Origin of the sequence: Halomonas rhizosphaerae, from assembly GCF_030010555.1 — a bacterium.
Classification (GTDB): domain Bacteria; phylum Pseudomonadota; class Gammaproteobacteria; order Pseudomonadales; family Halomonadaceae; genus Halomonas; species Halomonas rhizosphaerae.
In genome coordinates this window covers 102,949-124,328 of record NZ_JASCQP010000023.1, presented here as the reverse complement: position 1 = coordinate 124,328, position 21,380 = coordinate 102,949, and the positions used below count along the sequence as shown (strand labels likewise).

General features: G+C 68.3%; 24 protein-coding genes. 7 read left to right on the top strand and 17 right to left on the bottom strand.

Features of this window, described 5'->3' with window-relative positions:
- Positions 1 to 11: 11 nt before the first annotated feature.
- From QLQ83_RS08530 to QLQ83_RS08500, 7 genes are all read right to left on the bottom strand, one after another.
- The gene (locus tag QLQ83_RS08530; protein ID WP_282735095.1) at positions 12 to 716 is read right to left on the bottom strand and encodes a TVP38/TMEM64 family protein; all 705 of its coding nucleotides are present in this window, start codon (positions 714 to 716) and stop codon (positions 12 to 14) included.
- A gap of 26 nt (positions 717 to 742) precedes the next feature.
- The gene (locus QLQ83_RS08525) at positions 743 to 1,396 is read right to left on the bottom strand and encodes an ABC transporter ATP-binding protein (protein WP_282735094.1); all 654 of its coding nucleotides are present in this window, start codon (positions 1,394 to 1,396) and stop codon (positions 743 to 745) included.
- A 105-nt stretch (positions 1,397 to 1,501) separates the two neighbouring features.
- Positions 1,502 to 2,539, bottom strand: a complete 1,038-nt coding sequence (locus QLQ83_RS08520; RefSeq protein ID WP_282735093.1) for a metal ABC transporter solute-binding protein, Zn/Mn family — start codon at positions 2,537 to 2,539, stop codon at positions 1,502 to 1,504.
- A gap of 24 nt (positions 2,540 to 2,563) precedes the next feature.
- Positions 2,564 to 3,454: a metal ABC transporter permease gene (locus QLQ83_RS08515; RefSeq protein WP_282735092.1), complete on the bottom strand. Its 891-nt coding sequence runs from the start codon at positions 3,452 to 3,454 to the stop codon at positions 2,564 to 2,566.
- Positions 3,438 to 4,172, bottom strand: coding sequence for a metal ABC transporter ATP-binding protein (locus tag QLQ83_RS08510; protein ID WP_282735091.1), 735 nt, complete (start codon positions 4,170 to 4,172; stop codon positions 3,438 to 3,440). The genes QLQ83_RS08515 and QLQ83_RS08510 overlap by 17 nt, the downstream gene beginning before the upstream one ends.
- Positions 4,172 to 4,321 (bottom strand): hypothetical protein, encoded by a 150-nt coding sequence (locus QLQ83_RS08505; protein WP_166644574.1) that lies wholly within the window; start codon positions 4,319 to 4,321, stop codon positions 4,172 to 4,174. Before QLQ83_RS08505 ends, QLQ83_RS08510 begins: the two co-directional genes overlap by 1 nt.
- 93 nt (positions 4,322 to 4,414) lie before the next feature.
- The gene (locus tag QLQ83_RS08500; RefSeq protein ID WP_282735090.1) at positions 4,415 to 5,080 is read right to left on the bottom strand and encodes a hypothetical protein; all 666 of its coding nucleotides are present in this window, start codon (positions 5,078 to 5,080) and stop codon (positions 4,415 to 4,417) included.
- 139 nt (positions 5,081 to 5,219) lie between these two features.
- Here QLQ83_RS08500 and QLQ83_RS08495 point away from each other — a divergent pair, with 139 nt between their 5' ends.
- Together QLQ83_RS08495 and QLQ83_RS08490 are read left to right on the top strand one after the other, a co-directional pair.
- Positions 5,220 to 5,696, top strand: a complete 477-nt coding sequence (locus QLQ83_RS08495; RefSeq protein WP_282735089.1) for a TspO/MBR family protein — start codon at positions 5,220 to 5,222, stop codon at positions 5,694 to 5,696.
- A 3-nt stretch (positions 5,697 to 5,699) separates the two neighbouring features.
- Positions 5,700 to 6,599, top strand: a complete 900-nt coding sequence (locus QLQ83_RS08490; RefSeq protein ID WP_282735088.1) for an alpha/beta hydrolase — start codon at positions 5,700 to 5,702, stop codon at positions 6,597 to 6,599.
- Here the strand turns inward: QLQ83_RS08490 and QLQ83_RS08485 are convergent.
- Positions 6,596 to 7,195 (bottom strand): class I SAM-dependent methyltransferase, encoded by a 600-nt coding sequence (locus QLQ83_RS08485; RefSeq protein ID WP_282735087.1) that lies wholly within the window; start codon positions 7,193 to 7,195, stop codon positions 6,596 to 6,598. The two genes, QLQ83_RS08490 and QLQ83_RS08485, sit on opposite strands and share 4 nt — an antisense overlap.
- Before the next feature lie 472 nt (positions 7,196 to 7,667).
- Here QLQ83_RS08485 and QLQ83_RS08480 point away from each other — a divergent pair, with 472 nt between their 5' ends.
- Positions 7,668 to 7,901 carry a hypothetical protein gene (locus QLQ83_RS08480; RefSeq protein WP_282735086.1) on the top strand — a complete coding sequence of 78 codons (234 nt, stop codon included), beginning with the start codon at positions 7,668 to 7,670 and terminating at the stop codon, positions 7,899 to 7,901.
- Between the two features lie 86 nt (positions 7,902 to 7,987).
- On the opposite strand, the gene QLQ83_RS08475 is transcribed toward QLQ83_RS08480, so the two are convergent.
- Positions 7,988 to 9,013: an aldo/keto reductase gene (locus QLQ83_RS08475; RefSeq protein WP_282735085.1), complete on the bottom strand. Its 1,026-nt coding sequence runs from the start codon at positions 9,011 to 9,013 to the stop codon at positions 7,988 to 7,990.
- Positions 9,014 to 9,365: 352 nt separating this feature from the next.
- Between QLQ83_RS08475 and QLQ83_RS08470 the strand changes: the two genes are divergently transcribed.
- The 3 genes from QLQ83_RS08470 (at position 9,366) to QLQ83_RS08460 (ending at position 12,144) form a co-directional block, all read left to right on the top strand.
- Positions 9,366 to 10,451, top strand: a complete 1,086-nt coding sequence (locus QLQ83_RS08470) for a DUF2235 domain-containing protein (RefSeq protein WP_282735084.1) — start codon at positions 9,366 to 9,368, stop codon at positions 10,449 to 10,451.
- Positions 10,452 to 10,895: 444 nt separating this feature from the next.
- Positions 10,896 to 11,459, top strand: a complete 564-nt coding sequence (locus QLQ83_RS08465) for a hypothetical protein (RefSeq protein WP_282735083.1) — start codon at positions 10,896 to 10,898, stop codon at positions 11,457 to 11,459.
- A 97-nt stretch (positions 11,460 to 11,556) separates the two neighbouring features.
- Complete coding sequence (locus QLQ83_RS08460; RefSeq protein ID WP_282735082.1) at positions 11,557 to 12,144, top strand: DUF4202 domain-containing protein; 588 nt, start codon at positions 11,557 to 11,559, stop codon at positions 12,142 to 12,144.
- Positions 12,145 to 12,220: 76 nt separating this feature from the next.
- Here the strand turns inward: QLQ83_RS08460 and QLQ83_RS08455 are convergent, their stop codons facing one another.
- From QLQ83_RS08455 to QLQ83_RS08445, 3 genes are all read right to left on the bottom strand, one after another.
- Positions 12,221 to 12,592 (bottom strand): DUF6746 family protein, encoded by a 372-nt coding sequence (locus QLQ83_RS08455; protein WP_282735081.1) that lies wholly within the window; start codon positions 12,590 to 12,592, stop codon positions 12,221 to 12,223.
- A 125-nt stretch (positions 12,593 to 12,717) separates the two neighbouring features.
- Positions 12,718 to 13,788: a C45 family autoproteolytic acyltransferase/hydolase gene (locus QLQ83_RS08450; RefSeq protein ID WP_282735080.1), complete on the bottom strand. Its 1,071-nt coding sequence runs from the start codon at positions 13,786 to 13,788 to the stop codon at positions 12,718 to 12,720.
- A gap of 2 nt (positions 13,789 to 13,790) precedes the next feature.
- Positions 13,791 to 14,555, bottom strand: coding sequence for a dienelactone hydrolase family protein (locus QLQ83_RS08445; RefSeq protein ID WP_282735079.1), 765 nt, complete (start codon positions 14,553 to 14,555; stop codon positions 13,791 to 13,793).
- 139 nt (positions 14,556 to 14,694) lie between these two features.
- On the opposite strand from QLQ83_RS08445, the gene QLQ83_RS08440 reads away from it, so the two are divergent.
- A complete protein-coding gene (locus QLQ83_RS08440; protein ID WP_282735168.1) occupies positions 14,695 to 15,912 on the top strand; it encodes an ABC transporter substrate-binding protein in 1,218 nt (405 codons plus the stop codon).
- A 74-nt stretch (positions 15,913 to 15,986) separates the two neighbouring features.
- Here QLQ83_RS08440 and QLQ83_RS08435 read toward each other — a convergent pair whose 3' ends face one another.
- The 5 genes from QLQ83_RS08435 to QLQ83_RS08415 form a co-directional block, all read right to left on the bottom strand.
- Positions 15,987 to 17,288 carry a branched-chain amino acid ABC transporter permease gene (locus QLQ83_RS08435; RefSeq protein WP_282735078.1) on the bottom strand — a complete coding sequence of 434 codons (1,302 nt, stop codon included), beginning with the start codon at positions 17,286 to 17,288 and terminating at the stop codon, positions 15,987 to 15,989.
- Positions 17,288 to 18,292, bottom strand: a complete 1,005-nt coding sequence (locus QLQ83_RS08430) for a branched-chain amino acid ABC transporter permease (RefSeq protein ID WP_282735077.1) — start codon at positions 18,290 to 18,292, stop codon at positions 17,288 to 17,290. Before QLQ83_RS08430 ends, QLQ83_RS08435 begins: the two co-directional genes overlap by 1 nt.
- Positions 18,293 to 18,326: 34 nt before the next feature.
- Complete coding sequence (locus QLQ83_RS08425) at positions 18,327 to 19,031, bottom strand: ABC transporter ATP-binding protein (protein ID WP_282735076.1); 705 nt, start codon at positions 19,029 to 19,031, stop codon at positions 18,327 to 18,329.
- Between the two features lie 88 nt (positions 19,032 to 19,119).
- Positions 19,120 to 19,887, bottom strand: a complete 768-nt coding sequence (locus tag QLQ83_RS08420; RefSeq protein WP_282735075.1) for an ABC transporter ATP-binding protein — start codon at positions 19,885 to 19,887, stop codon at positions 19,120 to 19,122.
- Between the two features lie 24 nt (positions 19,888 to 19,911).
- Positions 19,912 to 21,357 carry a sodium-dependent transporter gene (locus tag QLQ83_RS08415; protein ID WP_282735074.1) on the bottom strand — a complete coding sequence of 482 codons (1,446 nt, stop codon included), beginning with the start codon at positions 21,355 to 21,357 and terminating at the stop codon, positions 19,912 to 19,914.
- Positions 21,358 to 21,380 lie beyond the last annotated feature (23 nt).

Sequence of the window (21,380 nt, the reverse complement as noted above, 5' to 3'; positions counted from 1 at the left end):
CCGGTTGCCGGCTACTTCCCGGGTGGCTCGTCGTCCAGGTGTAGCCAGCGGGCCAGCCGGGAGTGGCGCCGTCGGCTCAGGTACCAGGGCAGCAGGGTCATCACGGTGAGTATGACGACGGCGGCCGTGATCGAGAACAGCGGGTGCAGCTCGAAGGCTCGCCCGAGGCCGGCGAACACCAGGGTCATGGGCAGCATGCCGATCACCGTGCCCAGCGCGAAGCGTCCCGTGGTGATGGCGGTGACCCCGGCGGCGTAGCTGACCAGCGCAAACGAGAAGATGGGCACCAGGCGCGTGACCAGTACGGTCAGGAACAGCAGGCGCTGCGAGCCCTGGATACCGAACAGCGGATTGGTCGGCAGCCTGGCGCGCAAGGCATTCCGCCCCAGTAGCCGGGCCAGGGTGAAGGCGATCATGGCCCCGGTCATGGCCCCGATGATGGACAGCAGCACGCCCGGGAGCAGGCCGAAGGCCAGCCCGGCCGCGGCGGTCACCGGCAGGGTGGGAATCGGGCCCACCACCACCGCCAGCATCATCAACAGCAGGAGCAGCAGGGGCCCCAGGTTGCCCTGGCTGTTGAACCATTCGGCGATGCCGGAAGGGGAGAAGCTCATGGGCAGGCCCAGCCCCTGGAGCAGCCACCAGATGCCGGCCATGATGGCCGTCACTGTGGCGATGAGTCCGGCCCTGAAGACCCAGACGGAGGGGATGGTCACGGTATTGGTGTCCTTGCAACGCTGAATCAGCCGATACGGCCATGCGAAAGCTGCAGGCAGCGGTCCAGCGGCGCGGCCACCCGGGGGCTGTGGGTCACCATCAGCAGGGCGGAGCCGGTATCACGGACCAGGGCCAGTAGCAGGTCCAGTACTTCGTCGGCGGTACTCTCGTCCAGATTGCCGGTGGGCTCGTCGGCGAGCAGCAGGGCCGGGCGCGGCGCCAGGGCACGGCCGATGGCCAGGCGCTGCTGCTGGCCGCCGGAGAGCTGCTCCGGGTAGCGCCTCGCCAGCCCGGCCAGGCCCAGACGCTCGACCAGTTCTGCCGACCAGGCGCGATCCTCGCGACCGGCGAGCCGCGCCTGCAGGCGCAGATTGTCGAGGACGGTCAGGCTCGGCACGAGATGAAACTGCTGGAACACCAGGCCCAGGGTCTCGCGACGCAGCCGTGCCCGGCCCGCCTCGCCGAGCGACGAGATGGCCCGGCCGGCGACCCGGACTTCGCCGCGATCGGGCAGATCGAGGCCCGCGGCCAGGTGGAGCAGGGTCGACTTGCCGCAGCCCGACTCGCCCATCAGCGCCAGGCTCTCGCCGGCGGCCAGGGTCAGGTTGACCCCGGTCAGTACCTCAAGCGGGCCCAGGGGGGTGGCATAGGCCTTGTGGACCTGGCGGAACTCGAGCATGGGAGACATCCTTCGCGTCCGGAGCTCGATGGTCCCATAAAATCGGTGTCCATATAAAAACAGCGCCACCCGAAGGTGGCGCTGGCAGCGTAATGAGCCTGATGTTCAGTGGCTGTGCCCGTGATCATCGTCATGCCCGTAGTCGTCATGTCCATGGTCATCATCCCCCGGCTCGGCCAAGGCATCGTGCAGGGTGCGGGCATTGTGGCGCATCATGCCGAGCCAGCTGCTGGCCTCGCCCTCGCTGGCCAGGGCGTCGGCATAGAGGGTGCCGGCCACCGACAGGCCGGTCTCCTCGGCCAGCTGGTCGATCATCGCCGGGCTGGTCATGTTCTCGTGGAACAGCGCCCGGACGTTCTCCTCGCGGATCACGTCGATCAGCCGCGCCATGTTGGCGGCGCTGGGCTCGGCCTCGGTGGAGAGCCCCTGGGGCGAGAGGAACGCCAGGCCGTAGGCGCGGGCGAAGTGGCCGAAGGAGTCATGGCCGGTGATCACGCTGGTGCCAGCGGGAATCCCGCCGAGCAGCTCGCGCAGTTCGACATCTGTGGCGGCGATCTCCTCGAGGTAGCGCTCGGCGCCGGCCCGGTAGGCGTCGCTGTTGTCCGGGTCGGCCTCGATCAGGCCGTCCCGGATATTGGCCACGTAGAGCTGGCCCATGCTCAGGTCCTGCCAGGCGTGGGGATCGATGGAACCATGGTCATGGTCGTCGTGGGCCTCGTTGTCCTCATCGCCATGCGCCTCATGGCCGTGATCCTCGGCATCGTCGTGGTCATCATGGCCGTCGGCCTCCGCGGCGGTGAGCTGCGCCTCGATGCCGTCGGTGGCCACCACCAGGGGGCCGGCGAAGTCGCTGGCGTCGATCAGCCGTTCCATCCAGCCCTCGAACTGCAGGCCGTTGAAGACCACCAGGTCGGCCTCGGCCAGGGCGCGGGCGTCGGTGGGGCGCGGCGAGTAGACGTGGGCATCGCTGTCCGCCCCCACCAGGGCGGTCACCTCGACATGCTCGCCGCCGACGTTCTCGATCATGTCGGCGAGGATGCTGAAGCTGGTGACCACCTGGACGCGCTCGGCGGCCAGGGCGGCGGGCAGGGCCAGCAGGGTGGAAAGCCCGGCGAGCAGGGCAAAGGGGCGTGAAAGGCGCATGGCAGGATTCCTCGGTTCGCTGTGTCAGTCGTGTTCGGGGGCGCCCAGTGGCGCGGCATGGCGGCGCCAGCGGGCGGTCAGGCTGTGGTGTCGGCCGAACAGCGCGGAGAGCACATAGCCGCCGCCGGCCAGCAGGATGATGGCCGGCCCCGAGGGCAGGCTGAGGTGGTAGGAGAGCAGCAGGCCGCCGGTGCTGGCCACCAGGGCGATGCCGATGGCGATGGCGATCAGCCCCTCCAGGCGCTGGCTCCAGAAGCGGGCCGTGGTGGCCGGCAGCATCATCAGGCCCACCGCCATCAGGGTGCCCAGCGTCTGGAAGCCGGCGGTGAGGTTGAGCACCACCAGCCCCAGGAAGATGCCGTGCACCACGCCGCCCCGCACTCCCTGGCCGCGCAGGAAGAGCGGGTCGAGGCACTCCACCACCAGGGCGCGGAAGATCACCGCCAGGATCACCACGATCAGGCTGCTGATGCCGGCGATCAGCACCAGGGCGGTGGAGTCCACGGCCAGGATCGAGCCGAACAGCACATGGGTGAGGTCCACGCTGCTGCCGCCCAGCGACACCAGCATCACCCCCGCGGCCAGCGAGATCAGGAAGAAGCTGGCCATGGCCGAGTCCTCGCGGTGGCCGGTCATCTGCGACACGCTGCCGGCGAGCACCGCCACCAGCAGCCCCGAGAGGATGCCGCCCAGGCTCATGATCGGCAGCGAGAAGCCGGCGGCCAGGAAGCCCAGCGCCACCCCGGGCAGGATGGCGTGGGCCATGGCGTCGCCGATCAGGCTCATGCCGCGCAGCATCAGGAAGACCCCCAGCGGCGGGGCGGCCAGCGACAGCGCCAGGCCGGCCACCAGGGCGCGCTGCATGAAGCCGTAGTCGAAGGGGGCCAGCAGCCAGGCCTCAAGCAGTGCCAGCATGGGAGGCATCCGGAAAGGTCAGGGGCAGGCGCGGCACCCGGGGCACCAGGCCGCTGTGGTGGTCGAGCAGGGCATCGGGGCTGACCCAGCGGCCATGGCCGCCGGCGAGCAGCAGCACGTCGTCGGCCAGGCGGGCGAGCTGCTCCATGTCGTGGATCACCACGATGATGGTGGCACCCTGCCGGGCCATGTCGCGCAGCACCTCCATCAGCACGTCCACCGTCTCGATGTCGACGTTGGCGAAGGGCTCGTCGAGCAGCAACAGCTCGGCCTCCTGCATCAGGGTGCGGCCCAGCAGGGCGCGCTGGCGCTGGCCGCCGGAGAGCTCCCCGAGCGGCCGGTGCGCCAGGTGCGAGATGCCCAGTCGCGCCATGATCTCGCGGCCGCGGCGGTAGTGGGCCGCGCAGTACCCCTTCAGGCCCCCGTGGCTCGGCCAGGTGCCGGTCATGATCAGCTCTTCCACGCTCATCGGGAAGGTGAGGTCCAGCGCCAGCTGCTGGGGCAGCCAGGCGCAGCGCTCACGGGGCACCCGGCACTCCACGCTGCCGGCCACCGGGGCCAGCATGCCCATGATGGCGGCGATCAGGGTGCTCTTGCCGGCGCCGTTGGCGCCGATCAGGGCGGTGATGGCGCCGTCCTGGAAGCGGCCGTCCAGGTGCTCGAGGACCGTCTGGCCGCCGCGGGCCAGCTGCAGGTCGTGCAGTTGCAGGCGCGACATCAGGACCACCATCCCGCGGCCCAGGAGACCGTCAGCCACAGGGCGGCGAGCGGTGCCGCGACCAGCAGCAGGCGGCGGGTCGCGGAGAGCGACATCAGGGAGAAATGGCAGGGCCCTTCCGGGCGATGCCGGTGTCGATGGTGTGCCATGGGGGAGCCTCCGGAAAACTGGCGGAGGTTATAACATAACAATACGGGCGCTGGCCACCGCCAGACGCGACCCCGGGTGCTGTCAGCTGCCCCTCAATAGCGCAGCGCCACGCCCAGCTGGTTCGGCCCCACCAGCCAGGCGACTTCCCCCTCCAGGTGCACGTCGCCGAACGACACCGCCGCCGGCTGGAAGCGGTTCACCGCCGCCATGGCCTGGCCCGGCTGGGTGCGCAGCTGCAGCTCGCTGACCAGCATGCCGGTGGCGAAGTTGAGGGCGCCGTCGTCGGGACGATCATCGCCCACACCGATCACCAGCCCCGCCGCGGTGTTCACGGCAAGCGACCCCAGCCGCGCCTCCCAGCTGCGCCGCCAGCGCTCCTCCTCGGCCACCGACTGCAGCAGCCGTCGGGCGCCTTCGATATCGCCCTCCTCGCCCGCCTGCAGCGCCCGGTAGGCGGCGGGATGGGGCTGGCGGTCCAGCAGCATGCCGCCCAGCGCAAGCGCCGACTTCACCACGCCCACCCGGCCGTCATAGCGGTCCTCGTCGTCGCTCGCCTCGCTTGCCTGCCAGGCGCTGAGCGCCAGGCTGCCGGCATAGACGGTGGTCCAGCCCGCCTGCCAGAGGTCGGCATGCTGGGCGCCCCGGGCCAGGGCATCCTCGTAGGCGCGGAATTCCGTCTCGCCGGTCTGGGCGAGCGCAGCGCCGGACAGGCACAGCAGGCAGAGGGCGGCGAAGTGCAGGGGAAGACGGGCGGTCATGGCGGGCTCCGGCAGTCGGTTGGCGAGGACCACCTTACTATAGCCGCCGCTCGGTGCCCCGGGGCGCGGTGCCGCCGACCGGGGCGGCCCTGGGAGTGTGCTAATCTCCCCTGACGTCCGACTGGCAAGGAGGCCGCCCATGACCCCGGCTCGCTCACTGATGATCCTCCTCGGCTGGCTGGCGCTGGTCGTGCTGACCGCGCTGAGCGGCATCGCCACCCCGCCCGGCGACTGGTACGCGGGGCTGGCCAAGCCGCCGCTTACCCCGCCCGACCTCGTCTTCCCCATCGCCTGGAGCACGCTCTACCTGCTGATGTCGCTGGCCGCCTGGCGGGCTACCCTGGCCGCGCCGCCCGCTGCCCGCTGGTCCACCCTCTGGCCCTTCGTCGCCCAACTCGCCGCCAACGCGCTCTGGTCGATCCTGTTCTTCGGCCTGCACTGGATGGGCCTGGCGCTGCTCGACCTGCTGCTGCTGTGGGGGCTGATCCTGCTCACCATCCGCCGCTTCGCCGCGGTCTCGCGCCTCGCCGCCTGGTTGCTGGTGCCCTACCTGGCCTGGGTGAGTTTCGCCGCCTACCTCAATGCCGCCACCTGGTGGCTCAATGGCGGCGGCTAGGCGATGACTGTGGTGCCGGGTTGGCTCTGGTGGGGCCTGCTGCCGGCGGGGCTGGTATTGCTGCTGCACCTCTTCCATCGGCGGCTGAGGGTCAGCCTGGCCGCGCCGCGGGTGCCGGTCATGCAGGGTCTTGCCGAGCACGGCGTGACCGGGGAGACGGTGACCATTCCCACGCGACGGGGCAGGACGCTGGCGGGCTGGTGGCTACCCGGCCAGGATCGCGACACGGTGGTGATCACCCACGGCTGGGGCGCCAACCGCGAGCTGATGCTGCCACTGGCCAGGCCGCTGCAGGCGGCGGGCTGGAACGTGCTGCTGTTCGATGTTCGCAACCATGGCGAGAGCGACGCCGACAGCTTCTCCTCCATGCCGCGCTTCGCCGAGGACACCGAGGCCGCCCTGGCCTGGCTGCGCGCCCGCCCGGGCATGGCCGATGCGCCGGTGGCCCTGCTCGGCCATTCGGTTGGGGCCGCGGCGGTGCTGCTGGCCGCCTCGCGCCGTGACGACATCGCCGCCGTGGTCAGCCTCTCGGCCTTCGCCCACCCGGAAGGCATGATGCGTCGCTGGCTGGCGGGGAAGCGGCTGCCGTTCGTCCCGCTGGGCTGGTACGTGCTGCGCTACGTGGAGCACGTGATCGGCCATCGCTTCGACGCCATCGCGCCCGTGACCACCCTACCGCGGGTGCGCTGCCCGGTGCTGCTGGTGCACGGCCGTGACGACGAGGTGATCCCCCCGAGTGATGCCGAATGGCTCCACGCCAGCCGCGGCGACACCCCGGCCGAGCTGCGCCTGTTGCCCGGCGATCACGACCTCAGCCAGCATATCGACGAGGAACTGCCGGAACTGCTCGGCTTCCTCGACAGGGTCCTGACAACGGAAGGGCGCGAGCGCCGGCCCGCCTAGGCCGGGCGCTTGCGGGCGATGAACTGCACCACGGCCCCCAGGCCGGTATGGCCGCGGCCCTCGACTACCTGGCGGTCGAACTCGCGGCTCGAGAGGATCTCGAAGTCGGCGAAGGCCGCCTCCAGCTCCGCGGCGGTGGGGGTGCGGTCCGGGGTATCCGGTCCGCCGGTGTCTCGCGGCACCTGGGCCGGGGTATAGGCCTCCAGGATCAGGATCCCGCCGGGCTTCAGGGTGCGCGCCACCTGGCGGTGCAGGTGCGGGCGGCCCGCCTCGGGCACATGGCAGAAGATCGACACCACCGCGTCGAAGGCCTCGGCGGCGAAGGTGTGCTCGGTGAGGTCGGCGACCAGGGTCTCGAGGGGCACGCGCTCCTGCTCGGCCAGGCGAGCCGCCTTGCGCAGGCCGACCGCCGAGGCATCCACGGAGAGCACCCGATGGCCGAGCCTGGCCAGGTAGACGCCGTTGCGCCCCTCGCCATCGGCCAGGCACAGCACCTCCCGCGGCGGCTCGCCGATCAGCCCCACCTGCTCGCGCAGGAAGTCGTTAGGCTCGGTGCCATAGACATAGTCGTCGGTGTCGTAGCGTTCATCCCACATGGCAATTCCTCGAACTTAGCTATGGATATAACTACCGAGAATACCAAGGGCCGGAGGCGGCGTCTGCGGGAGGGCGGGGGTGCTACGCTTGAGGTTCCTCAGCCTCACGGATGACCGGCCGCCATGACTGCCTATGCTGTGGCTGCTCAGCCGGCTGTGGCGGCCGGTGCGCCGCGCGCTCTCGCGGCTGGGCGAGAGGCGGCGGGCGCGCAGGAGGGCTGACGACGCCTAGGCTCAGGCGCCTCCGCCGATGCATGATCGCCCGTTCTGCGTCTTGCGGCGCCCGTCACGTTCTAGCAGAGGGCCGGGCGTCTGCTACGTTGGGGGGGGGGTAAAGAATATATCGTCAAGACGGCCTTTCCGGTCGGACATCGATGACCCTGGCGCCAGGAATACACCGTTGCGGTTCGGTTGGATTGCAGCAGGGGGCCACGGGGAGAATCCACCGAGGAAGGCATGCAGGAGGTGTGTGATGGGTACCTGTGCGACCTGCGGCAATCAATACGACGACACCTTCACGGTCACCAAGGGCGGCCAGAGCTTCGATTTCGATTCCTTCGAATGTGCCATCCACAAGCTGGCACCGTCATGTGCCCAGTGTGGCTGCCGCGTGATCGGCCACGGTGTTCAGCATGGCGATACGGTCTATTGCTGCGCCCACTGTGCCCAGGCGGCTGGTGAGGCCGGGCTGGTCGACCATAACTGAAGCATGACCGAGGGCCCGCGCGTCACATGACGTGGCAGAATGCGGGAATCGGCAGCCGAATCCCCCTGCTCCTGGGCGCTCCGCGTCTAGGCGGGGGTTCCTGTATCCGGCTCGCCGAACTCCTCGGTGTCGACTTCCGCCTGCTGGGCCTCGCCGTAGCGAGCCCCCGCCACCTGGTCCGGGGTCATCATGGCGTTCAGCCGGTCCACGGTTTCCGGTGACAGCGGCAGGCGCTGTGCCGCCAGGTTCTCGCGCATGTGATCGATATTGCGCGATCCGGGGATCGGCAGGATGTCGTCGCCCTGGGCTTGCAGCCAGGCCAGGGCCAGCTGGCCCGGTGTCATGCCCAGCTCCTCCGCTAGCGCCGTGAACTCCGCCAGCAGGCGCAGGTTACGGGGATGGTTCTCGGCGCTGAAGCGCGGCATGCCGCGGCGCATGTCACTCTCCTCGAGGCGACCGGGGTCGCTGACGGCACCCGCCAGGAAGCCGCGCCCCAGGGGGCTGAAGGCCACCAGGGCAGTGCCGGCCTCGCGACAGGCCTCGATCAGGCCGATCTCGGGATTGCGGGTCCATAGCGAGTACTCCGACTGCACCGCCGCGATGGGGTGCTCGGCCCGGGCGCGGCGCAGGGTGGCCGCCGACACCTCGGAGAGCCCGATGGCGCGCACCTTGCCTTCTTCCGCCAGCCTGCCCAGGGCGCCGACGCTCTCCTCGATGGGCACGCCCTTGTCCCAGCGGTGGAGGTAGTAGAGGTCCAGGTGGTCGGTGCCCAGTCGCGCGAGGCTTGCCTCGCACTGGCGGCGCAGCGTCTCGGGGCGCCCGTCGATCACCTTGCGGCCGAGTTCCGGGTCCATGGCCATGCCGCACTTGCTGGCCAGCAGGATATCGCCACGCCTGCCCGCCAGGGCCTTGCCCACCAGCCGCTCGTTGGCCGTGGCGCCGTAGAGGGTGGCAGTATCGAAGTGGCGATAGCCCATGTCGAAGGCCGCCTCCAGGGCATGCAGCGCCTCGCTCTCGGGAAGCGGGCTGCCGTAGCCGTGGGAGAGGTTCATGCAGCCCAGGCCGATTATCGGCGAGGCCACTTCCTTGAGGCGGGCGAAGAGCGTCATCATGGCGTCCCGTTTGATTCTTTCATTTCAGGAAAAGATATCAGCAAAGAATATCAGCCGCCCGTGCGACGCGGCCATCGCCCGTGGTGCCGATGCCGATGCCGTGACTGGGGCGCGGTGCTGCCAGGGTGGTCGGCAACGCCGCTCCGGTCGATGCCTCCATCTACGGTGAAGCTGGGGGGGGAGGTTTCCGGCTGGGCAGGTCAATCCATCATGTCTACCTGTTCAAGGAGGTGATCAATAGCGCCGCGCCCTCCCGTTACCTACCCTGACACACAGCGGCTCCATCCATACTGTTGCCATGGTTTCCATGCCCTAGGGGTGTGTGGCCCGGGCTGGGCGAGGAGGGCAGCGCATGTCTCTTCCCACGCAGCGCTTGATTCTGTTGTTCGATGGCACCTGGAACGACCCCCAGGACCGTACCAACATCTATCGGTTGGCGCGGGATATCCACGACCACGATGATCACGGCATCCGGCAGCGCTTCTTCTACGAGCCCGGCGTGGGCACGCGGCAGTGGGAGCGCGTGGTCGGCGGCGCCTTCGGCTTGGGGCTGAGCCGTAACCTGCAGAAGGGGTACGACTGGCTGGTGCGTCACTATCTGGACGATTCGCAGATCTTCGTCTTCGGCTTCAGCCGCGGGGCCTACACGGCACGCAGCCTGGTAGGGATGATCCGCAAATGCGGGCTGTTGCGGGTCTCCACGCCTGGCCTGGTGGAGGAGGCCGAGGCCTTCTACCGCGACAAGGACGTTGCGCCGGACGATGCGCGGTGCCGTGATTTCCGTGAGCGCTACAGCCGCGAGATCGAGATCCACTTCATCGGGGTATGGGATACCGTGGGGGCGCTGGGCATTCCCGGCACCAACCTATCGGAGCATGGGCATTTTTCCTGGCACGATACCGAGCTGTCGTCGATCGTGAAACGGGCCTACCACGCGGTGGCGCTGGACGAGCACCGGGCGGCCTATGACGCAGCTCTCTGGACCCATCCTGATGGAGCGAAGAAGTTCCGACAGCTGGAGGTCGAGCAACGCTGGTTCATCGGCGCCCATGCCAACGTGGGCGGCGGCTATCGGGTGGAGGGTGGCGGTTTCGATCCGCTGGCCAGCCTGGCCTATGGCTGGATATGCGATAGAGCCACGACCGCGGGCCTGAAACTGTATCTGCCTCAGCCCATCGCCGACGCTCACCTCTCCCAGCCTCGGGATTCCTATGCGGAATTCATGAAGGGGGCGTATCGCTGGTTCCGCTCACTGACACAGCGTGACGATGGCAGGTATCACAGACCCTTTGCGCATGATGGTGCAGGTCATCCGGCGGTGGGTGTCACCGTGGATCTTTCGGTATGGCAGCGCTGGCGGGAGGATGACGACTACCGCCCGCCGACGCTGGTGCGCGCGGGGTGCTTGCCACCGGCCTCTCCACCGATTGATGGGTAGACCTGAATGGAGTCGGGCTCATGCCCCTCATTTTCCTGCCCGATTACCGAGGCTCCTGCGATAGGCGGCGCCGATGCAGGACGGCGTTCGGTAGAGCAAGAGGAATATCGGTTTATTCTTTGAAACCCCCTTCGCGCTGTTCCTCTCCTTGCGCTGATAGTCTCGTCCGTCTCTTGAGAAAAGATTGATTATCCGAGCCTGGCCGCCAGGCCCGCGTTCACCGAAGGGCACTGGACTCTGGCCACTCCCGCGGGCCAGTACGCCAGGCTCTACGACAACTCACGACGCCGTACTGCTGGGGATGACCCAACGCAGCGGCCTGCTGCGTGGCGAGAGAGGGTAACGACCGTGACGGGGCTGACCTGCCTCAAGGTGGCGCCACCGGATGGCAGCTACGCTTTCCAAGGCCGAGCCTTGAAGGCATGCCAATAGAGGAGACCCGCCATGCTATCCCCCATTTCGAGTCGTTCAGCCATCCCTCGCCGTGGTCGTGGCCGGTGGGCCGCCTTTGCCCTGGGCACCCTGGTCGCGCTGGGGACCAGTGCTGCCAGCCAGGCCGCGGAGCCCGTCCGGCCCGAGCTGACGCCCAAGCTGCAGGGCCTGCTGCAGAAGGAGATGATCCAGATCGAGCAGGCGATGCAGGAGATCTACAGCGCCATGCTGCAGGGCAGGCACGCCGTGGTGGCCGAGAAGGGGCAATCGATCCATGACAGCTTCATCCTCGAGCAGTCGTTGACCGATGAGGACCGTCAGGACCTGAAGGCCGCCGTGCCGCAGGAACTCCTGCAGATGGATGCGTACCTGCACGAGCTCTCGGCGTCCCTGGCCGAGGCCGGCCAGGCCCAGGACACCGCCCGGCAGGTGGAGGTCTACGGGCGCATGACCGAGACCTGCGTGGCGTGTCACAGCGCCTACGTCACCGACCGCTTCGAGGGGCTACAAGACGCCGATATCCCGACCGGCTGGGGAATGGCTCCCTCCACGCAGGACAACGACTCAGAAGGTTGACCTGCCTGGGGTTTTGCGTCAGAACAGGCTGATAGCCCGGCTCGATGGCGTGATGGCCGCCGGGTCGTTCTGCTTGATCAGCAAGGAGTCTTGAGCGATGCCCCTTTCCCCTTTCGAGCGGACCCTGGCCGCCCTGGATGCCCTGCACGCGGAGGACCCGCGCCGTGTGGAAGTGGACGGCGAACCGCTGCCCCAGGAGCTGTGGCATGCCGGACGCATGAGTGCCTGGCTGGAGCGGCTGCATGAGCACCCCGACGAGCTGATGCGCCTCGCAGTGCGCGGCCAGCACCTGCAGCGCTGGCAGGTGCCGCGCACGGACTACCCCGAGGGGCGGGTGGGCTACCTGACCTGGCGGCGCGACCAGGGCCGGCGCGCCGGCGAGACCACCGCCCGGCTGATGCAGGAGGCGGGCTACCCCGCCGAGCAGGCCGAGCGGGTGGCGCGGATGATCCGCAAGCAGGGCCTGGGGCGCGACCAAGGCGCCCAGGCGGTGGAGGACTGCGCCTGCCTGGTGTTCCTGGAGAACTACTTCGGCGACTTCTCGAAGCAGATCGACCACGACCACCTGATCCGCATCGTGCAGATGACCTGGAAGAAGATGTCACCGCGGGCCCATGAGCTGGCGCTGGGGCTGCCGATGACGGCCGAGGCGCGCGGCCTGGTGGAGGAGGCGCTGGCGGGGTGACGTTGCGCCGAACCGGGTTCAAATAGTGCGGGCGGGTCATGTCACCATGCCCCGCCCGCGTCGTATTGGTTGGTCGTTAGGGGATCAGCGTGCGGGCGGATTCGAGGTAGATCTCGCCGTTGCTGCGTACCCGTTCGACGTTGCTGGTTTCGGAACCGAGGTGGACCTCCTCCAGCACCTCGGCCATTTCCTCCACATCCTCTTCGATCTTCTCCAGGGCGTTCTCCAGGCTATAGGTGAGGATATGGATCTCGCCGATCTCGCGCCTGGTCAGTTCATCCTTGGCCAGCAGGTCGGCAAGCTCTTGGTTGTATTTCGAGAAGTTAGCTACCGCTTCGGCCAGGGAATCCGAAGGCTCTCCCTCGAAATGGGTGCCGGGTTTTTCCTCGGCTAGGATCGGAGTGGCCAGCAGGCCGGTGCAGAGGGCGGCGCAAAGCAGATGCTTCATGGGAGCATCCTCCATATTGATGAGAATCAATCTCATTATTGACGCTATCACCCCGCCCTTGCAGTGACAAGTATTAACATTTTCATTACTGTCGCATTCGGTCCGCGTCATGCGCTGGCGCATGGTCACTCGGTATCGAACTGTACGGTCAGGCTCTCGTCGCTCTCGCAGGGCTTGCCGTGGCGCAGCGTCAGGCGACGCCGGGTCAGGTTCATCACCACCGAGAATAGCGTCTCCATGCGCTCCTCGGGGGGCTGGTCGGGATTGAAGTGGCGGCAGATGGAGAGCGGTGCGCTGTCATGGTCGCTCAAGATGGCGAACAGCTCGCCTTCGCCGAGCTCACCCTCGGCGGGCAGCCGCTCGCGCAGCAGGCTATCCAGCCGCGCCAGGCGCGGGCGCGAGTCGGGTCGCGGGAAGTCCTCGACCTGGCCGGTCGCGGCGCGGGCATAGAGGTGGTTGGTGTGGGTGACCAGGCCACCCTCGGGGGCCAGCCGGCCGGGTTCGCCGGGGTGGACCTCCAGGCCGGCGGCCTGGTCCCCCTCGTTGCCGACCTGGGCACTGGCGATCAGGAAGTGGGCGGGCGAGCAGACCCTGTCGCGGCTGGCCACGGCCACGGCGCTGTCCATGTCGGCGCTCTCGAGGATCTTGCGCAGGGCGACGTGGATGGGCAGCCCCTCGCCGCAGGTCCGCGAGCGAATGGCGTTGAGGCAGACGCCGATGCCGTGCGCGTTCATGCCGATCTTGGCCACCATGCCGGCCTCGCCGATGCTGATCAGGGCGGGGGCGTCGAGGCCGTTGATCTCGAGTGCCACCACGTTGTGCAGCTGGTCGGTGCGCCAGTCCCAGTTCTGGGCCAGCCACTGGGTGCCGTCGCGGTTCAGGGCGAAGGCGGAGCAGCCGCCGCTGGCCTGGGTCAGCGAGATCTCGCTGCGGCAGTTGAGGGTGAGGATGTCCTCGAACTCGAGCCCGGCCCCGCGGGCGATGCCCTCCATCTCCTCGAGGATGGCCGGAAAGCCGCGCTCGATCATCGGCAGGAAGCGGCCGGCCGCCTGGCGCGCCCTAGCCCAGTCCAGCCCCACGAAGTCCTGGAACAGCCGGTCGTAGACCTCGAGGCTGTGGGTGATCAGCCCGGCATGGGCGCGGCCGTGGGCCTCGCCGATCTGGGTGCGGCTGCCGGAGAGGGGGGTGATGTGCATGCTCACAGCACCTCGTCGAGCAGGTTCTGGAAGGCCGCCCAGGACTTCTCGTCGGCCCGCTGCTGGTAGCGGTCCTCGGTGAACACCGTGAAGGCGTGGGGCGCGCCGGAGTAGACCTGAATCTCGTAGGTGACGCCGGCATCCTCGAGCTCCTCGCCCAGGGTGGCGACGTCGTCCAGGGAGATCGACTGGTCGGCGCCGCCATGGGCGATCAGGATGGGGGCGGTATCGCCGTCGTAGGACTGGCCCTCGGGAGTCGCCAGGCCGCCATGGAAGGTGGCGTAGCCGGCCACGTCCTCCGCCTCGCCGGAGCGGGCGAACTCCAGCACAACGGCGCCGCCGAAGCAGTAGCCCATCACCACGGTGGGCCGGGCGGCTCCCTGCTCGCGGGCCTCGGCCAGGCCGGCCAGGGTCAGGCGGCGCATGCGCTCGCGGTCCTCGTAGAGCCGGGCGGTCTCGGCCTTCCTGGCCTCGATCTCCGCCGGGCGATTGCCCTGGCCATAGAGGTCGACGGCGAAGGCGTCATAGCCCTGTGCGGCGAGCATGTCGGCGCGCTCTCGCTCGTAGTCGTCGAGGCCGTCCCAGTCGTGGATGACCAGCACGGTGCCGCGGGCCTCGCCTTCGGCGGTGGCGAGGTAGCCCTCGAAGGCCTCGTCGCCGACGTCATAGGTGACGTCCTGGCCGGCGGGCTCGAAGGCGAAGGCGCTGCTGGTGGCGAGGCCCAGCGTGACGGCCAGGGGCAGGGTGGCGTGAAGCGGGTGGGTCATGGTGTGCCTCCAGGGTCGATGAACGCCTGTCAGTATAGGCGTCGTCTCGGTGAGCGTTGGCGAGGCGGGCTTGTGTTCTGCGGGGAAGGGTTCCAGATTGTGAAGGTGTGTTACCCGAGCAACCTGAGCGAGACGAACAATCATGAAAAAGCGCGTACTGGCGATGGCAGTCGCCGCGTCCACGGTGGCCCTTTCAGGCATGGCCCAGGCCGAGGTCAAGATCGGTTTCCTGGGTGGCTTCACCGGCGGGATCGAGAGCCTGACTCCGCCGATCTTCGATGGTGCCCAGCTGGCGGTGAACCAGATCAACGAGCAGGGGGGGCTCCTCGACGGCCAGATGATCGAGATGCCCACCGGTGATACCACCTGCTCCGATGCCTCGGCGGCCTCCAATGCGGCCGACCGCATGGTCAACACCGAGGAGGTCACGGCCATCGTCGGTGCCCTGTGCACCGGTGCCACCATCGCGGCGGCCAACAACGCGGCCATTCCCGGTGGGGTGGTGATGGTCTCGCCGGCCTCCACGGCCCCGGCGGTCAGCGAGCTGGACGACAACGACTTGGTGTTCCGCACCGTGCCGTCGGACGCCTTCCAGGGCGAGATGCTGGCCAAGCTGCTGATCGAGAAGGGGATCGACGAGGTGGCGGTCACCTACGTCAACAACGACTACGGCCAGGGCCTCTCCGATGCCTTCACCGAGACCTTCGAGGCCGAGGGTGGCACGGTTGCCGAGAACCTGGCCCACGAGGACAACCGCGCCGACTACCGTTCCGAGCTCGGCACCCTGTCTTCCAGCGGCGTGCCGACCCTGGTGGTGCTGGCCTATGCCGACACCTCAGGCCAGACGGTGCTGCGCCAGGCCTACGAGAGCGGCATGTTCACCCAGTACGTGGGGGCCGACGGCATGGTCGGCAACAGCCTGGTGGATGCGGTGGGCGCCGATGTCCTCGAGGGCATGATTGCCACCCGGCCGGGCAGCCCGGACCTGCCCGGTACCGCCATGTTCAGCGAGGCCGCCGAAGCGGCGGACGTCGACCCGGATGCGGTGTTCGCGGCCCAGGCCTACGATGCGGCCTTCCTGCTGGCCCTGGCCATCGAGCAGAACGGCAGCGCCGAGCGCGAGGGGCTCTCCGAGGCGCTGCGCAGCGTCGCCATGGCGCCCGGCGAGGTGATCCTGCCCGGCGAATGGGAGAAGGCGGTGGAGCTGATCGCCGCCGGCACCGAGATCAACTATGAGGGCGCCTCCGGCACCCATGAGTTCGACGAGGCCGGGGACGTGCCGGGCATCGTGGTCGAGATGACCATCGAGGACGGCGAGTTCGTGCAGGTCGGCGAGCTCGAGGGCGACGACCTCTAAGGTCCTGGCGCCGACAACAGCAAGGCCCTGGCGGGCAACCCGCCAGGGCCTTTTCTATAGGGGACCGAGGTTCCCTAGCCGTGGTGGCGGACCTTCTCCGGGAGCAGTCCCTTGGGCGCATAGCGCAGCACCAGGGTGATCAGCAGCCCGATCACGAACACCCGCGCCTGCAGTGCCCGGCTGTCCAGGTTGGTGGGCGCATCCCAGCCGAAGGCGCCCTCGCCGAAGGTGACGGCCAGCTCCATCAGGAACAGTGCCAGCGGCTCGGACATGATCCAGATGATGTAGACCGCCACGGCACCGAAGATGGTACCCAGGTTGTTGCCGGGCCCTCCCAGGATGACCATCACCAGTACCAGGAAGGTATGGTTGAGCGGCAGGTAGCCCTGGGGGTCGAACATGCTGTTGAAGCTGGCCAGGGCCGCCCCGCCGATGCCCATCAGGATGCAGCCCAGCACGAAGATCTCCAGGCGGCGCTTGTTGATGTCCTTGCCCATGGCCGCGGCGGAGATCTCGTTGTCGCGGATGGCGCGGATCATCCGCCCCCAGGGGGCGTGGTAGGCGCGGCTCAGCAGGAAGAAGATCGCCGCGATCATCACCGCGGTGACCGAGAGGTAGAGGGCCCGGGCCAGGGTGAAGCCGACCTCGGACGGTCCCGGTACCGGCCAGGGCAGCGGCGAGACGGTGGCGGTGCCGCGGGTCAGCCAGTCGGAGTTCTTGAGGAAGGCCTTGATGATCTCGGCGATGCCCAGGGTGGCGATGGCCAGGTAGTCGCTGCGCAGCCCCAGGCAGACGCGGCCGATGAAGTAGCCCACCCCGCCGGCCAGCGCCCCGCCGATGATCCAGCCAACGCCGACCGGCAGGCCGAGGCCGCCGATGAAGCCGGCGCGGGACTCGATCTGGTCGGTCACCCCGCGCAGGGCGTTGATCACCACCAGGTAGAGCACCACCGCGAGCATTACGGCGATGACGGTGCGCAGCCTTTTCGGCACGCCGAGCCGGTCGAGCCGGGTGGCAGCGAACACCACCAGCACGGCGGTGACCATGTAGAGCAGCACCCGGCCGAGCTCGCCGGGCAGCTCGCTGCCCCAGAAGGCCTCGTTGACCGGGATGCTGAAGAACATGGCACAGAAGCCGCCAAGGGCCACGAAGCCCATCACGCCGGCGTTGAACTGGCCCGCGTAGCCCCACTGGATGGTCAGGCCCAGGGCCAGGATGGCGTAGCAGGAGGCCTCCACCAGCATGCGGGTGCTGTAGGCCGGGCCCATGACGGCGTAGACGCCCAGCACGGCCACCAGTACGGCGGCGAAGAGGAGGAGTTCGCGCAGCGGGAAGCGGCCCGGCGCGGCGACGGTATCGGCGCGTTTCGTGTCCATCAGATCACCTTGCCCTTGAAGATGCCGGTGGGGCGCCACACCAGGATGACGACCAGGATGAAGAAGGGCACCACGATCTTGTACTCGGTGCCGACGAAGGCCAGGTTGCCGGCCTGGGTCAGCCATTCCGGCAGGCTGTCGCGGAAGGGGCGCAGCAGCACGCTCCAGTTGAAGACCGCGAGGGTCTCGGCGAAGCCGACCACGAAGCCGCCGGCCACGGCGCCGTAGGGGTGGCCCACGCCGCCGACGATGGCGGCGGCGAAGATCGGCAGCAGCAGGAAGAAGCTGAGGTCGGGCTTGAAGGTGACGTCCAGCGACAGCAGGGTGCCGGCGATGGCGGCGAGCGCCCCGGCGATCACCCAGGTCACGGCGACGATGGTGTTGGTGTTGATGCCCGAGGCCTGGGCCAGGTCGGGGTTGTCGGACATGGCGCGCATCGCCTTGCCCAGCCGCGAGCGGCTGAGGAAGAGATGCAGGCCGACGACCGCGACGAGGGTGATCACGAAGAGGTAGAGCTGCGGCTCGGTGACCACCACCGGGGCCCGCGCGCCCTCGAAGGGCAGGGCGAGGCGGAAGATCTCCTTGCGATCATCGATGTAGAGGCTCTGGCCGCCGGTGCCGGCGAACAGCCGGATCAGGCCCTGGAGCATCAGGGTCACCCCCAGCGAGCCGATCACCAGCACGATCGGCTTGACCCCGTGGGCGCGCAGCGGCTTGTAGAACGCCCTGTCGATGCCCACCGCGAGCAGGGCGGTGAGCGCCATGGCCAGCGGCAGCAGGACCAGCGCGGTGGGCACGCCGATGGCGGCCCCGGCCCCGGGGAAGGCGGTGGTCAGCAGCAGCACCATGAAGGCGCCGAAGGTCATCATGTCGCCATGGGCGAAGTGGGCGAAGCGCATGATGCTGAAGATCAGCGTCACGCCCACCGCGCCGATGGCGTAGATCGAGCCGGTCACGCTGCCGGCGATCACCACGTTGTTGATAAAGAAGACCAGTTCATTCACGTCGGTACTCTCCCACCTTCTCAGGCCTTCTGGGCTAGCCGCCCAGGAAGCTCTTGGCGACGTCCGGGTCGGCCAGCAGGGCGGCGCCGGAATCGGTGAAACGGTTCTGGCCGGCGGCCAGCACGAAGCCCCGGTCGGCGATGGCCAGGGCCTGCTTGGCGTTCTGCTCGACCATCAGGATGCCCACGCCGGCCGAGTTGACCAGCTTCACCTGCTCGAAGATCTCGTTCATGTAGAGCGGCGAGAGGCCGGCGGTGGGCTCGTCGAGCAGCAGCAGGCTGGGTTCGGCCATCAGCGCCCGGCCCATGGCCACCATCTGGCGCTGGCCGCCGGAGAGCTCGCCGGCGGGCTGGTGGCGCTTGTCATGGAGCGGCGGGAAGAAGTCGTAGACCTGCTTGAGCATGCGCCTGACGTTGCCGGGCTTGAGGAAGGCCCCCATCTCCAGGTTCTCCTTCACCGTGAGGCTGGGGAAGACGTTCTTCTCCTGGGGGACGAAGCCCATGCCCTTCTGCACCAGCTTGTTGGGCGGCAGGTTGTGGATCGGTTCGCCACGCAGCAGGATCTCGCCCTGGCTGACGCGGAGCAGGCCGAAGATGGCCTTGAGCATGGTGGACTTGCCGGCGCCGTTGGGGCCGACGATCACGCCGATCTCGTCGGCCTCGATGGCCATGTCCACCCCGTTGAGGATGTTCATGCCGCCGTAGCCACCATGCACGTCGCGTGCGTCGAGTAATGGCATTGTCAGACGTTCTCTGCGTTCGTTCTCGTTGTTGGGAAGCGCTGGAATGTGCTGGCCGGGTGCCTGTCCGCGGGCGGCGGCTCTCCCGTCAGGACGCGGCGCCGAAGTAGGCCTCGATGACCTGGGGGTCGTTCTGGATCTCCTCGATGCTGCCCTCGACCATCACGCTGCCCTGGGCCAGCACGATCACCGGGTCGCAGAGCCGCGCGATCATGTCCATGTCGTGCTCGATGACCAGGAAGGTGTAGCCCATCTCGCGGTTGAGCCGCTCGATGTTGGTCACCAGGTCGCCGAGCAGGGTGCGGTTGACCCCCGCGGCGATCTCATCGAGCAGCACCACCCGGGCGTCGGTCATCATGGTGCGGCCCAGTTCCAGCAGCTTCTTCTGGCCACCGGAGAGGTTGCCGGCCAGCTCGTTGCGGACGTGGTGCAGGCCGATGAAGTCGATCACCTCCAGGGCGCGGCGGCGCACCTCGGCCTCCTGCATCGTCACCAGGGAGGGCTTGAGCCAGGCGTTGAAGAGGGTCTCGCCGGCCTGGGCGGGCGGCACCATCATCAGGTTCTCCAGCGCCGTCATCTGCGAGAACTCGTGGGCGATCTGGAAGGTGCGCAGCAGCCCCTTGTGGAACAGCTCGTTGGCGGGCCGGTTGGTGATCTCCTCGCCGTCGAGCAGGATCCGGCCGCTGTCCAGCGGCAGGGCGCCGGCGATGATGTTGAACAGCGTCGACTTGCCGGCCCCATTGGGGCCGATCAGGCCGGTGATCGAACCCTGCTCCACCTGGATCGAGCAGTCATTGATGACCCTGAGGCCACCGAAGGCCTTGTGGACGTGCTGGACGTAGATGATGGCTGCCATGTCGGGTTCCGTCGGTTGTTGTTCTTACAGTGCCTGGCTGTCGTCGGCCAGGAAGGTGCGGCCGGCGGCGAAGGCGCCGACGATCACCACGGCGCCGATGGCCGGGATCAGGTAGCCCTCCACCTGCGGGATGCTGCGCAGGAAGACGAAGGCGACCGCAGCGGGGGCCACGAAGCGCACCAGGAAGCGCCAGATGCGGAACCAGCGCTCGTTGGTGCGCATCTCCTTCATCACCTCGGAGTGGGTCAGCGCCCAGCCGGCGAAGAGCGCGATCAACAGGCCGCCCAGCGGCATGAAGATGTTGGTCAGCAGCTCGATGAAGTCGAAGGCGCTGCGCCCGAAGAGGGCGTGGAAGAGGGTGCCCTCGGCCCAGAGGTTGAAGCTGAGCACGGTGAGCAGCCCCAGTGCCCAGCTGGCGATGACCATGATCGCCACGGCCTGGGGCCGGGTCATGTCGAAGCGCTCGACCAGGAAGGCCGCCACCGGCTCGATCAGCGAGATCGAGGAGCTGATGGCCGCCCCCAGCACCAGGATGAAGAAGGCCCCGCCGACCAGTGCCCCGCCGGGCATCTCGGCGAAGGCCAGCGGCAGGGTGACGAACATCAGCCCCGGGCCCTCGCCGGGGTTGAGCCCAGCACCGAAGACCAGCGAGAAGATCGCCAGGCCGGCGACCATGGCCACGGCGGTGTCGACCACGGCGATGGAGAAGGCGGTGCGGGTCAGCGAGGTCTCGCCGGGCATGTAGGCGCCATAGGCCATGATCGCGCCCATGCCCAGGCTCAGGGTGAAGAACGACTGCCCCATGGCCTGCAGCCAGCCCTCCAGGCTGAGGTCGGCGAGGTTGAAGGTGAACAGGAAACCGGCTGCCGCGCCGAAGTCGCCGATGATGCCGCCGTAGCCTAGCACCACCAGCAGGATCACGAACAGCGAGGGCATCAGCACGCGCAGCCCCGACTCGATGCCCTTGTGGATGCCGAGGCCGACGATCAGCGCCGAGGCGGCGATGAACAGGGTGTGATAGAGGGTCAGCAGCCCGGGCGAGGCGAGCAGGGCATCGAAGCTCTGTCCCACGCCGGCCGCATCCACGTCGACCATGCTGCCGGTGAACATCAGCCCGGTGTAGTGAATCGCCCAGCCGGCGATCACCGAGTAGAAGCTCAGGATCAGGAAGGCCGAGACCGCCCCCAGCCAACCGATCGACTCCCAGGCCCGGGAGGTGTTGTGGGTACGGGTCAGGAAGCGCATGCCCATGATCGGGCTGCGGCGGCTGTTGCGCCCCAGCATGATCTCGGCGATCAGGATGGGAATGCCCACCGCGAAGATGGTCAGGGCATAGACCAGGATGAAGGCCCCGCCGCCGTTCTCGCCGGTCAGGTAGGGGAAGCGCCAGAGGTTGCCGAGCCCGACGGCCGAGCCGACCGCGGCCAGCAGGAAGGTGCCCTTGTGGGTCCAGACGTTGTGCGTGCTCATGGGGATCCAGGATTGCCTTGGTT

Bases quoted from the DNA above. Each gene is read 5' to 3' on its own strand.
- QLQ83_RS08525 (WP_282735094.1), bottom strand. From the start codon at position 1,396: ATGCTCGAGTTCCGCCAGGTCCACAAGGCCTATGCCACCCCCCTGGGC.
- QLQ83_RS08520 (WP_282735093.1), bottom strand. From the start codon at position 2,539: ATGCGCCTTTCACGCCCCTTTGCCCTGCTCGCCGGGCTTTCCACCCTG.
- QLQ83_RS08515 (WP_282735092.1), bottom strand. From the start codon at position 3,454: ATGCTGGCACTGCTTGAGGCCTGGCTGCTGGCCCCCTTCGACTACGGC.
- QLQ83_RS08510 (WP_282735091.1), bottom strand. From the start codon at position 4,172: ATGTCGCGCCTGCAACTGCACGACCTGCAGCTGGCCCGCGGCGGCCAG.
- QLQ83_RS08505 (WP_166644574.1), bottom strand. From the start codon at position 4,321: ATGGCACACCATCGACACCGGCATCGCCCGGAAGGGCCCTGCCATTTC.
- QLQ83_RS08500 (WP_282735090.1), bottom strand. From the start codon at position 5,080: ATGACCGCCCGTCTTCCCCTGCACTTCGCCGCCCTCTGCCTGCTGTGC.
- QLQ83_RS08495 (WP_282735089.1), top strand. From the start codon at position 5,220: ATGACCCCGGCTCGCTCACTGATGATCCTCCTCGGCTGGCTGGCGCTG.
- QLQ83_RS08490 (WP_282735088.1), top strand. From the start codon at position 5,700: ATGACTGTGGTGCCGGGTTGGCTCTGGTGGGGCCTGCTGCCGGCGGGG.
- QLQ83_RS08485 (WP_282735087.1), bottom strand. From the start codon at position 7,195: ATGTGGGATGAACGCTACGACACCGACGACTATGTCTATGGCACCGAG.
- QLQ83_RS08480 (WP_282735086.1), top strand. From the start codon at position 7,668: ATGGGTACCTGTGCGACCTGCGGCAATCAATACGACGACACCTTCACG.
- QLQ83_RS08475 (WP_282735085.1), bottom strand. From the start codon at position 9,013: ATGATGACGCTCTTCGCCCGCCTCAAGGAAGTGGCCTCGCCGATAATC.
- QLQ83_RS08470 (WP_282735084.1), top strand. From the start codon at position 9,366: ATGTCTCTTCCCACGCAGCGCTTGATTCTGTTGTTCGATGGCACCTGG.
- QLQ83_RS08465 (WP_282735083.1), top strand. From the start codon at position 10,896: ATGCTATCCCCCATTTCGAGTCGTTCAGCCATCCCTCGCCGTGGTCGT.
- QLQ83_RS08460 (WP_282735082.1), top strand. From the start codon at position 11,557: ATGCCCCTTTCCCCTTTCGAGCGGACCCTGGCCGCCCTGGATGCCCTG.
- QLQ83_RS08455 (WP_282735081.1), bottom strand. From the start codon at position 12,592: ATGAAGCATCTGCTTTGCGCCGCCCTCTGCACCGGCCTGCTGGCCACT.
- QLQ83_RS08450 (WP_282735080.1), bottom strand. From the start codon at position 13,788: ATGCACATCACCCCCCTCTCCGGCAGCCGCACCCAGATCGGCGAGGCC.
- QLQ83_RS08445 (WP_282735079.1), bottom strand. From the start codon at position 14,555: ATGACCCACCCGCTTCACGCCACCCTGCCCCTGGCCGTCACGCTGGGC.
- QLQ83_RS08435 (WP_282735078.1), bottom strand. From the start codon at position 17,288: ATGGACACGAAACGCGCCGATACCGTCGCCGCGCCGGGCCGCTTCCCG.
- QLQ83_RS08425 (WP_282735076.1), bottom strand. From the start codon at position 19,031: ATGCCATTACTCGACGCACGCGACGTGCATGGTGGCTACGGCGGCATG.
- QLQ83_RS08420 (WP_282735075.1), bottom strand. From the start codon at position 19,887: ATGGCAGCCATCATCTACGTCCAGCACGTCCACAAGGCCTTCGGTGGC.
- QLQ83_RS08415 (WP_282735074.1), bottom strand. From the start codon at position 21,357: ATGAGCACGCACAACGTCTGGACCCACAAGGGCACCTTCCTGCTGGCC.